Raw genomic sequence first — 13,354 nt, 5'->3', positions numbered from 1 at the left:
AGTAAAACATGTCTGAAGTTGCGAACAAAGTCGTTATTATCACAGGTGCGAGTAGCGGTTTAGGTGAAGAAACTGCTAAAATGCTCGCCAGCAAAGGCGCCAAATTAGTCTTGGGGGCGCGTCGTGAAGAGCGACTAAAAGCGCTGGCCGATAGCATCAAAAATGACGGTGGTGAAGCCATTTTCAAAACGGTGGATGTAACCGATAAGTCGCAAGTACAAGCCCTTGCCGATGCTGCGCTTGAGCAGTTCGGACGCATTGATGTGTTGGTCAACAACGCCGGCTTAATGCCATTAGCACCACTGGACGAGTTGAAAATCGATGAGTGGGACCAAATGATAGATGTCAATATTAAGGGCGTTATGTACGGTGTCGCAGCGGTGCTGCCGAGCATGCGTAAGCAAAAATCAGGTCATATTATTAACTTATCGTCAGTTGCAGGTCACGTGGTATTTCCAGGTGCAACCGTTTACTGCGCGACAAAGTTTGCTGTAAAAGCAATCAGTGAAGGGATTCGTCAAGAATCAAATGGCGAAGTCAGAGCGACCAATATTTCACCGGGCGCTGTGAGTACTGAGTTGACTGACCACATCAGTCACAAGGATTCGAAGGAAATGGCAGATGATCTTTATCAAGATGCAATTGGCTCTGACTCAATCGCACGAGCCATTACATTTGCGATTGAACAGCCAGGTGATGTTGACGTCAATGAGATGATCATTCGTCCTACCAAGCAGGAGTTGTAGTTTGCCGCAAGTCAGTATTTTGGATTTAGCACCTGTGCCTGAAAGCGGCACAGTTGCTGAGTCGCTAAAAAACGCTGTAAGTATTGCTCAAGCAGCCGAACGTTGGGGATATCATCGTTACTGGATGGCCGAGCATCATAATATGACGGGTATCGCCAGCGCGGCAACCGCTATTGTTCTAGGTCATATTGCAAGTCGAACCCAACACATTCGTGTGGGATCAGCCGGTATTATGCTGCCTAACCATCCACCGTATATTGTTGCAGAACAATTCGGCACGCTCGATGCTCTGTATCCCAACAGGGTTGACTTGGGACTGGGCCGAGCACCTGGTACAGATGGACAAACCCTGCGTGCTTTAAGGCGTTCACCGAACGACGCTGAACAATTTCCTAACGATGTGCAAGAGCTGTTGGGCTATCTCGCCGAAGCAGAAGATACTGACACCATCAAAGCCATTCCTGGTTTTCAGCAAAACATCCCCGTTTGGATCTTAGGTTCGAGCACCTTTGGCGCACAACTAGCTGCCCGACTCGGGCTGCCCTACGCGTTTGCATCTCACTTTGCGCCCGATCACCTGAGTCACGCGCTTACACTATATCGCAAGCAATTCAAGCCTTCGCGTTATCTTGATAAACCATACGCTGCTGCGGCACTGAATCTATTCGCAGCCGACACGGACCATCACGCTCGCCGCATGATGACATCGATGCAGCAACAGTTCATTAATTTACGTCGCGGGATGCCCGGGCGCATGCAGCCCCCTGTTGAGGATATTAAAGCCATAGCGGACCCCTATGAACTAGCGGCTGTTAATCACGCGCTGAACTTTACCGCGGTGGGCACAAAAGACACCGTCGCGCGTCACCTCACACAGTTTATTGAACAAACTGAGGTCGACGAGCTGATTTTGACCTGCAACGCCTACGATATATCAGATCGCCTAAACTCGTTTAAAATCGGCGCAGAAATACTACTAAACTAATATTAATCAGGTGACCCAAGCTATTCTTAAGGTATTTTTAAGGTTTCTTTGTTATAAAGTCGGTTTAATTTTAATTTAATTAAGCCGACTTTATGTCTCGTAAGATTTTAATCACTGGAGCCGCTGGTTTTATTGGGTTTCACACGGCCAAGCGCCTACTTTCAGAAGGGTTTCACGTCGTTGGAATTGACAACCTCAACGACTATTACTCAGTTCAGCTTAAGTATGATCGATTAAATCAACTTAAGAAGTTTGACTCATTTTCCTTTCATTCGATCGATATTGATAACCCTATCGCATTGTCAGACTGCCTAGCCGATTATACGATTGATGATGTCATTCATCTTGCCGCTCAAGCAGGTGTGCGTTATTCAATCGATAATCCGCAAGCGTATGGGCGAAGCAACTTGATCGGATTTCTCAACATACTCGAGTGGGTTCGCAGTCACCCTGTAGACCACTTTATTTATGCCTCATCAAGCTCGGTGTACGGTAATACTGAGCGTGTCCCTTTTTCGACGAACGCGACCGCCGACAAACCGGTATCTTTGTATGCAGCGACGAAGCGTGCTAACGAACTGATGGCTGAAAGCTATAGCCATTTATATAATATCCCTGCGACTGGATTGCGTTTCTTTACCGTCTACGGTCCTTATGGTCGTCCCGATATGGCACCGATGAAGTTTGCCAAACAAATTATGCAAGGTGGTCAAATTGATGTCTATAACCATGGTGACCTATCGCGTGATTTTACGTTTATCGATGATATTGTAGAGGGCATATACCGCTTATTAGATAAACCTATTCAAACGCAGTCAGAGGGTGCGCGCCATCGCGTCTTAAATATAGGTCGCGGCGAACCTGTTAACTTGCTTAAGTTTATTGAAATACTCGAGAGCGCGTTCGAAAAACCGGTTAAAAAACGTTATCTTCCAATGCAAGATGGTGATGTAAGCACAACTTGGGCGGACGTGACAGAGTTAAGTAAAATAACGGGTTATTCACCACAGATCGATATCGAGTCTGGCATTCAAAAATTCGCAGAGTGGTACAAAAAATACAATGCACATGGACAATTAGCATGATTGAGTTTTCAGTGATACTCCCGGCAAAAGATGAAGCCGATAATATTAGTGTTTTACTAAAAGAGATTGACGACGCCTTAAAAGGCAGCTCATACGAAGTGGTGCTAGTAGATGATGGTAGTACAGATGCAACAGCAGAGCAGGCATTAGCGACCGCTAAAACCATGCAAGGACAAGTATCGGTTATTCAACATCAGTCGAGCTGTGGTCAAAGCACTGCGCTTTATACAGCGGCACAACACGCCTGCGGTGAGTTTATCGTGGTGCTTGACGCCGATGGCCAAAATGATCCCGCGGATATTCCTTCATTAAAGCAGGTAGCAAACGAGTTGCAATCGCACCACTTTTGCGTAATTGGGCACCGTCAACAACGAAAAGATACGACTTGGAAGCGATTTCAATCGCGTGTTGCCAACCGCTTTAGACAGGCCGTATTGAAAGACGATACACCGGATACTGGCTGTGGGTTGAAAATCCTCCCTCGTCATACCTATTTACAACTCCCCTACTTCCACCATATGCATCGTTTCGTACCCGCGTTGGTCAAACGCATGGGAGGAGAAATAAAAAGTGTTCCTGTGAACCATCGCGCTCGGTTGCAAGGCATCTCAAAATATAATGCTTGGAATCGTGCTTGGGCTGGCCTACTTGATATTTTGGGTGTTCTTTGGCTGATTTACCGCTCCAGAAAGCCGCAAATTAAAGCTATAAAGCGCAGTCAGGAGTCCTAATCCGATGCAACGCGCGATCAAACTATTAGCGATTGTCGGTGTTTTCTTTGCGCTTGCGTTGGCCATTCAACAAGGCTGGTTAGATGCTATTTCGACGTCAGAACGAGCCATGCAGACGATCAAACACGCTGGCGTCAAAGGCTATGCCATTGTATTGACCGCCGCCACTTTGTTTATGGCAATTGGCGGTCCGCGCCAGCTCATCGCGCTCGTATTGGGGTTTATACTCGGAACCGGTTGGGGCTTCGTCGCCGCATTATTGGTGAGCGGTCTTTCACTCGCGGTCACCTACTTTACTGCACACATGTTTTTACAGCCGTTAATAAGAAAACGTTTCAAAACCCAGAGCGAGCGACTGGTAAAGTGGATTAATGTAGCAACAACAAGAAAAACCATGATGATTCGACTGATGCCCGTTGGCAGTAATCTTTTGACGAACTTATTTGCGGGCGCAGCCAATGTCGACTTTAAACGCTTTTTCGTCGGAAGCATACTCGGTTATATCCCACAAACTCTGGTATTTGTTTTAGTCGGCAGTGGTATTGGCCTCGCCCAATCTGAGAAATTACTTATCAGTGGTTTATTGTTTGTCATCGCATCAGCTATTGGTATCCACCTCTACCGCTCACAAAAAAGCCTGTCAGAAGGAGTGCCCTCATGAAGTGGTTGGACGCATTTGAGCAACGACTCTCATCCGAACGCACCGGTGAGTTCCTATTCTGGCTATTGGTTGTAGCGGCTTTACTCATCTTTTCGGGACTTGGGCTTCGCTCGCCTTGGCCACCCGACGAGCCCCGTTTTGCTGATGTAGCGCGTGAGATGGTCGTCACTGGGCAATGGTTCTTTCCTGCCCGTGGTGAGGAGTTTTATCCCGATAAGCCGCCCATTTTCATGTGGGCTATCGCGCTATGCTATTATTTGATTGGCAATATAAAAATAGCCGCGTTAGTGCCTAACGCGCTGTGCAGCTTAGTCAGTTTAGTGGCCGTATTTGATATCAGTAGACGGATATGGGGCATGCGTATTGCGAGACACGCAACGCTGCTTCTACTCATTACGCCACAATTTTTAATTCAGGCAAAATTTGCCCAAATCGATGCTATGGTCGCCTGTTGGATTACACTGGGTTGCTATGGTCTATTGCGTCACTTCTTCTGCGGTCCCCATTGGCGTTGGTATTTCCTCGGCTGGGGCTTCATGGGATTAGGTATTATAACTAAAGGCGTTGGCTTTTTGCCCCTGCTGATGCTGCTACCGATTGCAATTTATCACTTTACCCAGCAACGCTTAACAGGCAGTTGGCGTTGGCGCGCATTGCTAGGCCCTATCGTTATGCTCGCTGTAGTGGCATGTTGGCTCGTACCCATGTACTTGATTGTCAGTCAAAACGGTAGTCCAGAATATCTCGCATACCGCGATAATATCCTGTTTAAACAAACCGGCGAACGCTATGTGGATCCATGGCATCACTTTAAGCCTTGGCATTACTTTATCAGTAGCGTGGTACCTGCATTCTGGTTACCGCTGAGTGTATTATTACTGACGCAGTTAAAAACCGTCTTACAGCAGATTAAGCAGGACCCCCGTATTGCGGTGTTATTTGGTTGGGTTATTTTAGTCATCTTCTTCTTTAGCTTAAGTCCTGCCAAACGGGGCGTTTATATACTGCCTGCATTACCCATGTTCTGTGTCGCGTTAGCCGCCGCCTGGCCCGATCTTTCGCTTAATCGTGCCAGTCGATGGTTTTTACGCGCCTTGCTCACATTAATCATCACCGTTTTCACAGCACTGACTTACTTTGCTGCGATACACCATGACAAGCTTGTCGACAAACTCGACAACTACACGCAGAGTTTTCAACTGCTAGATAGCCTCGCCATTATTTTTGCGATTATCGTGGGTGCCATTTGTCTCGCGTGTGTAGTGCTATGGCGTAAGAGTTTATGGGTCAAATATGGCTCAGCCGTGGCTATTATATGCGTTACTGTGAGTTGGCTCGTGTATCCTCTCGCGGAGCCCTTACGCACTCCCCAAAACGTCATGCTTACCGCGGCTGCCAAAGTAGATGGCGGCGAATTGGCTATTCTCGATCTCAAAGAGCAACACTTGCTTTTTTCGCCTATTCCGTTAACTCACTTTAGCTATTTTACAGGCAATGCTGAACAGTTTCGTAACGCATGGCTATGGATAAACGAAGCACCCAATCGTTATATCATGGCGCCGGATAATATGCATTTTGAGTGTTTTGACCCAGCAGATGGAAAGTCATTAGGTATCGCACATCGCGAGCATTGGCTGCTTTTTAGCGCCAAGGATGCAGCCAAATCATGCCCGGCACCTGCCAAAGTGATTCGCTACCGAAGCCCAGCCAGTGATATTAATGAATAAACAATCTGTTTAAATTTAAGATTTAATTAATATAGTTTTTATAAATTCCGCATAGTGACTAATTTTTTAAGACAACTATGCGGAATTTTTTTATCAATTTAACCGACCGTTCTAGCCGTTCGTTATTGTTGATTTCAGTACCTTTGTACTTGGCTTTATTTATTTTTTTTGAAGGGCTCGGGATAAAATTTGATGTGTCCCAATGGTTTTTCTCAATTTCCGGTCATGCCTGGGCGTTAAAACATAACCTAATTACCGAGTCTGTGCTCCATGATGGGTTTCGTGCACTTAACATCGTAATTGTCGCCGGTATCTTAATTTTTTACCTATCGCAATGGTTCAAACCTCTACGTGTAACCTCGCTTGTCCGCTTATCACAATTTATCGGTGCGCTATTGCTGTCTTTTATTGTCGTGAACCTGATGAAAGGCGTCACAGGGATGCATTGTCCTTGGGATCTCAACATGTTTGGCGGTCGCTTTGACTACCAACCTCTTTGGTTAGCCGCCAGCCAACCCGAGCCCGGTCGCTGCTTTCCAGCAGGACACGCAAGTATCGGATACGCTTGGTTTTCGCTATTTTTTTACCTACGCAAAGACTTCCCTGTTATCGCCCGCAAAGCCCTAGTCGGTTCACTACTCATTGGTTTACTACTTGGTTTTGCGCAGCAGTTGCGCGGCGCACATTTCATTTCAGACGATATCACCACGGCTTTTATCTGCTGGGTTATCAGTGCATTGATATTTATTGGAGATAAGCCTAATGAAAACCGTTAAGTTATCCAGTCGACTTCTGATACTGATCGCTACGCTGTGGTTGACCTTAGCCTACTGCGGTCCCCTTTTATCCTCGCTAAACGATTATCAAACTTCGCTTATCGCACAAATGGGCTTTCTTTTTGTTATCGCCTGTGTATACGCTGTACTGTTTTTAATTGCACGCGCATTTCATTGTCTGAAAGGCGCTATATTCGTGCTATTTACCACCGCCGCGGTGGTCACCTATTGGATGAATCAGTACGGTGTCGTGATTGATCCTGATATGCTGATCAATGCACTCGAAACAGATACTTCTGAAGCCAGCGACCTGATTTCAGTTAAACTCATTTTGTCTGTCTTTCTCTGGGGCGTTGTACCAGCAATAGTTTTGATTTGGATGCCGGTGAAACCGCAACCTTGGGTACGTACGACATTGCTGAGTTTAGGGGCCGGGTGCATCCTTATTGCCGTTGCTATGGGCGTACTGATGACCCAATACAGTGAGTATTCATCACTATTTCGCAATCACCGTGACGTTAAATACCGAGTCATCCCCTTCAATGTCATATCTGCCAGTGTTTCGGTTGCTAAAGCCAAATTATCGACGCCAGAAACCTTCATCGCGCTGGGTCAAGATGCCACCCAGCAACCAGATAATGACAAAACGCCTAAAGTCATGGTTGTCATCGTCGGAGAAACGGCGCGAGCTGATCACTTCAGTTCCAATGGATACCCGCGCCCAACTACTTCGGGTATCGAGCAACTCGCCCAGCAAGGTGAACTTATTAGCTTCACAAATGCAACATCTTGTGGCACCGCGACAGCCATTTCAGTCCCATGTATGTTTAGTTTTTATCAGGCTGAAAACTACGATAACCGTGCACGCTCGACCAGTAATGTATTAGATGTCCTTGATCACGCGGGTATCAATGTATCGTGGATTGAAAATAACTCGGGCTGTAAAAACGTCTGCGACCGAGTGGAAGAAATTACTGCCGAAGATTACTGTGATAGCGATCAGGAATGCTTCGATACACGGATGCTAGAAGTTCTGAAAACCAAGTTAGCCAATGCAAAGCAAGACAGCATTATTGTCTTACATTCAATGGGAAGCCACGGTCCTGCTTATTACAAACGATCGCCTCAAGCTCTTAAAAAATTTCTCCCCGAGTGCACCACCATCGAGCTCAATCAGTGCTCAGTCGACACCATTAAGAATGCTTATGACAATAGCTTGATTGTGACCGATAAACTCGTCACTGGCGCGATTAATACACTTAAAGAGGCTCCGCAATTGGATACAAGCCTCATGTACATTTCCGATCATGGCGAGTCACTCGGAGATAACGGTGTCTATCTGCATGGGCTTCCTAACTGGATGGCTCCCGATGAACAACGCCACGTACCTTGGATTCTATGGCCTGCCAACGCTTGGGCAGACCGTCCTGATGCGGCCGCAACGTACCCTGTTAATCATGACTATTTAGCACATTCACTGCTCGGCTTTTTCAATGTTAAGACTTCGCTTTATCAACCTCAGCTTGACTTGGCGGAGCAACTGGCGCCTTAGTCGATGACTCGGTGCGGAACAATAGTAACAACGGTAGCGAACATAAAGCCATCCACGCCATGGCTTTAAAATCATTCAGATAACCGATGGCGGCGGCTTGCTGAGTTAATTGCTGATTCATTTGAGCCACCGCCATGCCGGGCCCGTTTTCTATCGCGATTCGTATAAACTCTTCTTTTACTGGCGCTCTAAACATCGTCAAAGACTCGCCCAGTACCGCATGGTTCGTTTGTGTCGCACGCGCAGCCAGTGTAACCATGACCGAAATACCAATACTACTGCCGATATTACGCATTAAACTAAACATTGCCGTGGCTTCGGTTCGCAACTGAGGCGCCAGTGTCGAAAACGTCACCGTGCTGAGCGGTACAAATACAAAGCCTAGGCCCAACCCTTGAATAATGCCCGTTCTGACAACATCCATAGGGCTAATAAACAGATTAAATGCGGCCATTTCGAATAGCGAATAGGCAGTCAATGATAGCCCGAGTCCTACTAGCCAGCGCACGTCGACACGATTAATCAGCCTGCCAACCATCAGCATGGCACACATGCTTCCAATACCTCGCGGCGCTAATATCTCGCCCGTGGTAATCACGGGAAAGCCCATCAGGTTTTGTAGAAACGGCGGTAGTAACGCCAGCGTCGCGAGTAGAATAATCCCTACAATGAAAATAAAGATAAGTCCTGTGACAAGATTACGATCTTTAAATAGTGCGGGTTCTATAAACGGATTACGGCTAGTCAGCATATGTGCGATAAACAAATATAAAAACAGAACCGCAACAATGCACTCTACAATAATTTCACTGGAAGCAAACCAGTCCTCGCCCTGACCACGATCAAGCATCAACTGTAAGGCACCTATCGATAACGAGAGTAACGCAAATCCGAACAGATCAAAGCGGCGTTTTTCTGTTTCTGTTTCTTTAACAAAGGCGACAATTCCCGCAAACGCCAATAACCCCACTGGGATATTGATAAAAAATACCCATCGCCAGTTATAATACTCGGTCAGATATCCACCGAGTGTAGGACCCAGAATGGGCCCCACCATAACGCCAACGCCCCAAATAGCCATGGCAGAACCGTGCTTTTCTTTCGGATACGTATCGAGCAAAACAGCCTGCGACAACGGCACCAATCCCGCGCCAAACACGCCTTGTAGTAACCGGAAAAACACCAGTTGTTCTAGTGAAACAGCAACACCACATAAGACCGAGGCGGCTGTGAAGCCAAATACCGACAACAGGAACAATCGCTTCCGGCCGATTTTCGCAGCAAGAAAGCCGGTCATCGGTGTCATCACTGCTGCTGCCACAATATACGACGTTAACACCCAGGCAATTTGCTCTGACGTGGCCGACATGCTGCCTTGCATATGAGGCAACGCCACGTTAGCTATCGTGGTATCGACCGCCTGCATAATGGTTGCAAGCATGATAGAAATAGTGATTAAACCACGGTTCTTAGCGAGCTGCTTTGCATTCATAACAACGTGACCCTTAAGCTGGCTTATCGCTACTTAATGCTTGCATCCAGTGGGCTAGCGGCTGCAAAAACTGAGGTCCCCGCTCGTGCCAGCCTGTATCAATAGAGATTTCCGTACTCATACCAGCTCTCAGTGGTGGCTTACCGCCTGTATCCACGACAGCAATGCGAACCGGAACTCGCTGAACCACTTTGACCCAGTTCCCTGTCGAGTTTTGAGCGGGCAAAAGAGCAAACTCAGAACCGGAAGCCGCAGCAATACTTTTCACCTTACCGTGCCATACGATGTCAGGATAAGCATCGACATGAATGACCACTTTTTGTCCCACTTTGACGTGCGTTAGCTGAGTTTCCTTCAGGTTAGCCTCGATCCATGGCGCCTCAGTCGCGACCACCACCATCGCTGGGTTACGTGGATCGATGTACTGACCTGCAGAGGGGGTTTTACTCGCAAAACCTGACATCGGTGCAACAACATGCGTCTGTTCGAGGTTTCGTTCAGCTTCATCCAGCGCAGCTTTGGCTTGCAGATAACGCGGGTGTTGCTTAACATCGATATTCGGTTGCCCTGCTAAACTTGCCGCGATACGTTTCAGTCCTTGCTCAACCGACTTCACATTTTCCTTCGCAACGCGCCACTGGTGTCGATACTTATCCAAGGTTGATTCTGACACCGAGTCCGACTTTACTAATCGTTTCTGACGCGCAAATTCACGCTCGGCAAATGCTGCATTTGACTGCGCGAGAACCAGTTGCTCTTGCTGTTCTGCGTATTGCGCCTTCAACGTTTCGATTTCAGTAACGACTTGTGCCAACTGAGATTTCGCCTGTGCCACCTTAATCGCATAAGGCGCATCGACGATATCAAACAATAGGTCACCCTGTTTTACGGGTTCGTTTTCCGACACAAAGAGTTGCGCAACGTTACCCGATATCTCAGGTACAATAGACACCTTATCATTTTGCACGTAGGCATTTTCAGTTTCTACAAACCGACCACCGGTGAGGTAGATCCCACCCGTTACCAATACGACAATTAAAGGTACTAGCACCAATAAAATCATCCGTAACTTAACAGCGCCCGACATTCGAATCGGATTGTTATACCGCGTGTTCATAGTAAAGAGCGTCCTTCAGCTTTCGGTTAAATTGTGTTTCATGGATTTCAGTGCATTGAGAATTTCATGGCGGGTCGCCTCAGAGATCCCAGCGAGGGTTTTAGCGCGCGTTTGCGCTCCGAGCTCCCGCAACTGATTCAACACCGGTTCTGCTTGCTCGGTTAAAAACAGCCGCCAAACCCGTCTATCATCCGGATCTGGTTTACGCTCAACCCAACCGCCCTGCTCCAGTCGATCGATATGGCGTGCAATCGTGATCGCTTTGAGCTCAAGTAGCTCAGCTAACCGCGACTGTTGAATACCTTGGCAGCGGACAAGACGTGCCAGAATTGACCACTGAGCGCGCGTTAAACCGAGTGATTTAGCGCGCGCATCGAAGTCCCATTTAGCCATGCGTGCCACGTCCGCAAGCAAGAACATCAACTCTCTGTCAGGGTGTTCCATAACGCCTCCCCAATTAGTAACTAAGGTTATTATAAGTTAGCTTACTATTTTTCTAAACTAAATGAGTTTAATAAATCTTAACTCATTGGCAACTCTTCTAAACATGGCGCAATCCGTATTGCGTCCATACGCGTAATAAAACTCGGTATTTATTGGGAGTAAACTATGCAAACCACAACCACTTACATTGCCCTAATTTCAGCTTTATCGTTCAGTGCTGCAGCACAACAAGCTTCTATTCAAGCGCCTCAATCGGCTACTGCAAATGATTTTATAGAAGTATTCAAACAACTGAGTGGCGAACATCCTGGCGTACGTAAAGGTCACGCCAAAGGTGTTTGCGCACTTGGCTCATTTGAACCCTCCGCAACCGCACAAGCGCGCTTTGATACCCCCTTATTCAGCGATCAAGCGCCGATTACGTTGCGCTTTTCCATGGGCGGAGGTAATCCAAATGCAGATGAGGCGGCAAACGCACCGCGCGGCATGGCAGTGGTGTTTGATTTAAACAACAACAGGCAACACAAAATTGCTGGATTAACCACGCCTATGTTTGCTGGAAAAAATCCAGAACAATTCCTCGGTCTTTTACGTATTAACTACGCTATTGCCCAGGGCGAGGCGACTAAAGAAGATCGTCAAGCCTATCTCGAAGCCAATCCAGAAGCCGCACGTCAGGGAGAATGGTTACAGTCGCATCAACCGGCAGCAGAATACACATCGGCTAACTATTTTGGTATTCACACATTCTATACCACGTTGACTAACGGCGAATTGCAGGCATTTCGATGGACATTAGTGCCTAAGGCAGGCGAAACGCTACTTACAGAGCAAGAGCAGAAAAATTTACCCAAGTCTTTCCTTGCCAAGCGACTCAGTGAGCGCCTCAAGGACGGACCGGTCGAATACGAATGGCACTGGCAACTTGCTGAACAGGGTGATCCAATTAATGACCCGTCACAAGTTTGGCCAAAAGATAGAGAAACCATCAATGTCGGTACACTGAAAATAACCGAGTCCGGTGGAGAATCATGTACACCGATCAATTTTGACCCGAATCAGGTCACTGACGGTATCTCTACCAGTCAAGATCCGGTGCTTCAAATACGCTCGCCCGCCTATGCGATTTCTTATGGCAAACGTTTGCAAGGACAGTAAACTTTTTTAGAGATTAAACATTCGAAATATTGAGTGTTTAATCTCTTAACTTTTTAACAATTTGTTCGATAATACCTCATAGGCATGTCCGCCTCATGGAGGAGTTATGTTTAAATTGTTCAACGATGACGCAAATGATGTCATTGCAGCCATTCACCAATCTCAAGCAGTTATACAATTTGATTTAGACGGTAAAATCGAAACCGCTAACGATAATTTTCTCTCGCTAATGGGCTATTCGCTAAGCGAAATAAAAGGACGCCACCACCGCTTATTTGTGGAGGATAGTGAAGCAGCAAGCCAACGCTATAAATTGTTCTGGCAAAAACTTCGCGAAGGCGAAGTCCAAATGGGTGAGTTTTGCCGCATCACTCAAGCAGGAGAAGAGATTTGGATACATGCCTCTTATACGCCGATTTTTAAACATGGAAGAGTTAAAAAAATAATAAAGTTTGCGTCCGATATAACTGAGAAAGTAGCCCAACGGGCTGAATACCAAGCTCAGATTAAGGCCATAAACCGTGCTCAAGCGGTCATAGAATTCTCACTCGATGGTACTATTTTATCAGCCAATAGTAATTTCCTCACCCTCATGGGTTATAACGCCGATGAAATTATTGGTGAGCATCATCGTATATTTGTTCCTCCCGAACATAGCCGAAGTTCAGAGTACGAAAGTTTTTGGCAGCGTTTAAGAGACGGCAAATATCAAACAGCGGATTACCAACGGGTAACAAAAGATGGTTCACGAATTTGGATCCATGCAACCTACAATCCAATTCCTAGATTCAACTAATAACTGCAACACTCGCTCTTAGCGTGTTGCAATTGCTCTTTAAAAATTATGTCTGGCTGAATAAAGCCCAGTGTTTTCCTGGGA

At 46.7% G+C, this 13,354-nt stretch carries 13 protein-coding genes; 10 read left to right on the top strand and 3 right to left on the bottom strand.

All coding sequences use genetic code 11. The features are described from left to right. The first annotated feature begins 8 nt into the window (after nucleotides 1-8). The 8 genes from AWU56_RS04545 (at nucleotide 9) to AWU56_RS04510 (ending at nucleotide 8,263) form a co-directional block, all read left to right on the top strand. Nucleotides 9-746 carry an SDR family oxidoreductase gene (locus tag AWU56_RS04545; RefSeq protein WP_272978186.1) on the top strand — a complete coding sequence of 246 codons (738 nt, stop codon included), beginning with the start codon at nucleotides 9-11 and terminating at the stop codon, nucleotides 744-746. Between the two features lies 1 nt (nucleotide 747). After that, complete coding sequence (locus AWU56_RS04540; RefSeq protein ID WP_286681881.1) at nucleotides 748-1,731, top strand: LLM class flavin-dependent oxidoreductase; 984 nt, start codon at nucleotides 748-750, stop codon at nucleotides 1,729-1,731. A 92-nt stretch (nucleotides 1,732-1,823) separates the two neighbouring features. Then, nucleotides 1,824-2,816, top strand: a complete 993-nt coding sequence (locus AWU56_RS04535; protein WP_286681880.1) for a GDP-mannose 4,6-dehydratase — start codon at nucleotides 1,824-1,826, stop codon at nucleotides 2,814-2,816. Beyond that, complete coding sequence (locus AWU56_RS04530) at nucleotides 2,813-3,547, top strand: glycosyltransferase family 2 protein (protein WP_272977998.1); 735 nt, start codon at nucleotides 2,813-2,815, stop codon at nucleotides 3,545-3,547. The genes AWU56_RS04535 and AWU56_RS04530 overlap by 4 nt, the downstream gene beginning before the upstream one ends. Before the next feature lie 4 nt (nucleotides 3,548-3,551). Further along, nucleotides 3,552-4,208: a TVP38/TMEM64 family protein gene (locus tag AWU56_RS04525; RefSeq protein ID WP_272977999.1), complete on the top strand. Its 657-nt coding sequence runs from the start codon at nucleotides 3,552-3,554 to the stop codon at nucleotides 4,206-4,208. Further along, on the top strand, nucleotides 4,205-5,935 hold the full coding sequence (locus AWU56_RS04520) for an ArnT family glycosyltransferase (protein WP_272978000.1): 1,731 nt from the start codon (nucleotides 4,205-4,207) through the stop codon (nucleotides 5,933-5,935). The genes AWU56_RS04525 and AWU56_RS04520 overlap by 4 nt, the downstream gene beginning before the upstream one ends. A gap of 194 nt (nucleotides 5,936-6,129) precedes the next feature. Then, on the top strand, nucleotides 6,130-6,711 hold the full coding sequence (locus AWU56_RS04515; RefSeq protein WP_286681879.1) for a phosphatase PAP2 family protein: 582 nt from the start codon (nucleotides 6,130-6,132) through the stop codon (nucleotides 6,709-6,711). Continuing rightward, nucleotides 6,698-8,263, top strand: coding sequence for a phosphoethanolamine transferase (locus AWU56_RS04510; RefSeq protein WP_272978002.1), 1,566 nt, complete (start codon nucleotides 6,698-6,700; stop codon nucleotides 8,261-8,263). Before AWU56_RS04515 ends, AWU56_RS04510 begins: the two co-directional genes overlap by 14 nt. Here the strand turns inward: AWU56_RS04510 and AWU56_RS04505 are convergent. From AWU56_RS04505 to AWU56_RS04495, 3 genes are read right to left on the bottom strand one after another with little or no spacing between them, the layout of a single operon-like run. Further along, nucleotides 8,208-9,755 carry a DHA2 family efflux MFS transporter permease subunit gene (locus tag AWU56_RS04505; RefSeq protein WP_272978003.1) on the bottom strand — a complete coding sequence of 516 codons (1,548 nt, stop codon included), beginning with the start codon at nucleotides 9,753-9,755 and terminating at the stop codon, nucleotides 8,208-8,210. The two genes, AWU56_RS04510 and AWU56_RS04505, sit on opposite strands and share 56 nt — an antisense overlap. 13 nt (nucleotides 9,756-9,768) lie before the next feature. After that, complete coding sequence (locus AWU56_RS04500; protein ID WP_286681878.1) at nucleotides 9,769-10,872, bottom strand: HlyD family secretion protein; 1,104 nt, start codon at nucleotides 10,870-10,872, stop codon at nucleotides 9,769-9,771. Between the two features lie 15 nt (nucleotides 10,873-10,887). Further along, the gene (locus AWU56_RS04495; protein ID WP_006955599.1) at nucleotides 10,888-11,316 is read right to left on the bottom strand and encodes a MarR family winged helix-turn-helix transcriptional regulator; all 429 of its coding nucleotides are present in this window, start codon (nucleotides 11,314-11,316) and stop codon (nucleotides 10,888-10,890) included. Between the two features lie 165 nt (nucleotides 11,317-11,481). On the opposite strand from AWU56_RS04495, the gene AWU56_RS04490 reads away from it, so the two are divergent. Beyond that, nucleotides 11,482-12,474: a catalase family peroxidase gene (locus AWU56_RS04490; protein WP_272978006.1), complete on the top strand. Its 993-nt coding sequence runs from the start codon at nucleotides 11,482-11,484 to the stop codon at nucleotides 12,472-12,474. A gap of 106 nt (nucleotides 12,475-12,580) precedes the next feature. Next, nucleotides 12,581-13,270: a PAS domain-containing protein gene (locus AWU56_RS04485; protein WP_286681877.1), complete on the top strand. Its 690-nt coding sequence runs from the start codon at nucleotides 12,581-12,583 to the stop codon at nucleotides 13,268-13,270. The last annotated feature ends 84 nt before the right edge of the window (nucleotides 13,271-13,354 follow it).

Source organism: Idiomarina sp. T82-3 (assembly GCF_001577655.1).
GTDB classification, from domain to species: domain Bacteria; phylum Pseudomonadota; class Gammaproteobacteria; order Enterobacterales; family Alteromonadaceae; genus Idiomarina; species Idiomarina baltica.
The sequence above is the reverse complement of the archived record's forward strand: the minus strand, read 5'-3'. Positions and strand labels throughout refer to the sequence as shown.

Coding starts and splice junctions, on each gene's coding strand:
- AWU56_RS04495 (WP_006955599.1), bottom strand. CDS start 11,316: ATGGAACACCCTGACAGAGAGTTGATGTTCTTGCTTGCGGACGTGGCA.
- AWU56_RS04500 (WP_286681878.1), bottom strand. CDS start 10,872: ATGAACACGCGGTATAACAATCCGATTCGAATGTCGGGCGCTGTTAAG.
- AWU56_RS04505 (WP_272978003.1), bottom strand. CDS start 9,755: ATGAATGCAAAGCAGCTCGCTAAGAACCGTGGTTTAATCACTATTTCT.
- AWU56_RS04485 (WP_286681877.1), top strand. CDS start 12,581: ATGTTTAAATTGTTCAACGATGACGCAAATGATGTCATTGCAGCCATT.
- AWU56_RS04490 (WP_272978006.1), top strand. CDS start 11,482: ATGCAAACCACAACCACTTACATTGCCCTAATTTCAGCTTTATCGTTC.
- AWU56_RS04525 (WP_272977999.1), top strand. CDS start 3,552: ATGCAACGCGCGATCAAACTATTAGCGATTGTCGGTGTTTTCTTTGCG.
- AWU56_RS04545 (WP_272978186.1), top strand. CDS start 9: ATGTCTGAAGTTGCGAACAAAGTCGTTATTATCACAGGTGCGAGTAGC.
- AWU56_RS04535 (WP_286681880.1), top strand. CDS start 1,824: ATGTCTCGTAAGATTTTAATCACTGGAGCCGCTGGTTTTATTGGGTTT.
- AWU56_RS04520 (WP_272978000.1), top strand. CDS start 4,205: ATGAAGTGGTTGGACGCATTTGAGCAACGACTCTCATCCGAACGCACC.
- AWU56_RS04510 (WP_272978002.1), top strand. CDS start 6,698: ATGAAAACCGTTAAGTTATCCAGTCGACTTCTGATACTGATCGCTACG.
- AWU56_RS04530 (WP_272977998.1), top strand. CDS start 2,813: ATGATTGAGTTTTCAGTGATACTCCCGGCAAAAGATGAAGCCGATAAT.